Annotated in this window: 1 protein-coding gene; it reads left to right on the top strand. The window is 35.8% G+C overall.

Translation table 11 applies throughout. The features are described from left to right. Positions 1-172: 172 nt before the first annotated feature. Positions 173-1,204: a deoxyguanosinetriphosphate triphosphohydrolase gene (locus tag ACR0QS_RS13200; protein ID WP_432633914.1), complete on the top strand. Its 1,032-nt coding sequence runs from the start codon at positions 173-175 to the stop codon at positions 1,202-1,204. Positions 1,205-1,490: the final 286 nt, after the last annotated feature.

Raw genomic sequence — 1,490 nt, 5'->3', positions numbered from 1 at the left:
CGGCACCTTCGACCTCTCGGACAACTCTCCAATGAAATACATCTATGATGTATTTCCTACGCACTTCTCTATTATACATAGTTTCCCCACATTTTTCAACCCACTTATCTTGTGGGAGGCGAAAAATTATATTATAATAGTTCATAAAAATCGTTTATTTAGGAAATTTATTTTGAGAACAATACGGCTCGATATAGAAGATAGAGAAAAAAGTTTTTTGTCTCCCGCGGCTTCGTTTTCGGCAAAAAGCAAAGGAGCGGAATTCAAAAGAGAAAAGGACGATATAAGAACTCTCTATATGCAAGACAGAGACAGAATAATTCACAGCGAATATTTTAGAAGACTCAAAGATAAAGCTCAAGTTATAATGCTTTCGGTTGGAGATTTTAGAACGAGACTAACTCATACTTTGGAGGTTATGCAAATCGCGCGAAGCATAGCGAGGGCTTTAAGATTAAACGAAGATTTAACGGAAGCGATAGCGCTCGGACATGATTTGGGACATTCGCCTTTTGGACATGCGGGAGAAAAAGCGATTGCAAAATATTATAAAGGATTTCATCATTCCACGCATTCTTTAAGAGTAGTCGAACATTTGGAAAGAGGAAAAGGATTAAACCTTACTTTTGAAGTGCGAGACGGAATTGTAAAACATACTAAAGGAAAAAGCGGAAAATTAATCGCCGATTCTTCGGGACCAGCGACAAATGAAGGAATTTTGGTTAGAATATCCGACACGATAGCCTATTCTAATCATGATATAGACGATGCGATAAGATACGGACTTTTAAAAACAAGCGATATTCCAAAAGATATAACTAAAGTTTTGGGACATAGCTACGGAGACAGAGTTGACGCTATGGTTATGGGAGTAATCGAAGCGAGCATGGAAAAAATGGAGATTGACATTGACGATAAAGTATTGAAAGCGATAAATAATTTAAGAGCGTTTATGTTTAAAAAAGTTTACGAAAGCAAAGCGATACTCGAAGATTCCGAAAGAGTTTATAGAATAGTTTCCACGATTTTTGAATATTTATTAAAACATAAAGAAATTATAGAAGAAGACAAATTATTTAAAAAAGCTAACATTCCTTATAAAAATGATGAAGAGCTGATAAAAGATTATGTCGCTCATTTAACCGACTCGGAAGCGATAGCCTTGCATAAAAAAATAACTTACGGAAAATTTAATTATCTTTGATTAATAGATAATATAAAAAATAATGAACGAATTTTTATTTCGTCATTCGCCGAGACTACTGTCCGCCTTCGCTCTGCGTCCCTTTGGGATTGGCGAGGCGTCCCGCACTCGGCGACTGCCCGCTTTTAGTGTGTGGGCTTTAGCCTAGGGAACGAGGGCAACGCCCGAAGTAATCCACAAAAAAGGAATTTAATTATATTTGGATTGCTTCGCTTTGTTTTACTTGCTTGTAATGATAAATTTAAAATAATGATAAAATTATGTTAACTTTTTTATAAATTCACTT

The organism is Brachyspira sp., from assembly GCF_050873525.1.
Lineage (GTDB): Bacteria > Spirochaetota > Brachyspiria > Brachyspirales > Brachyspiraceae > Brachyspira.
This window is presented reverse-complemented; position numbering and strand designations above follow the sequence as displayed.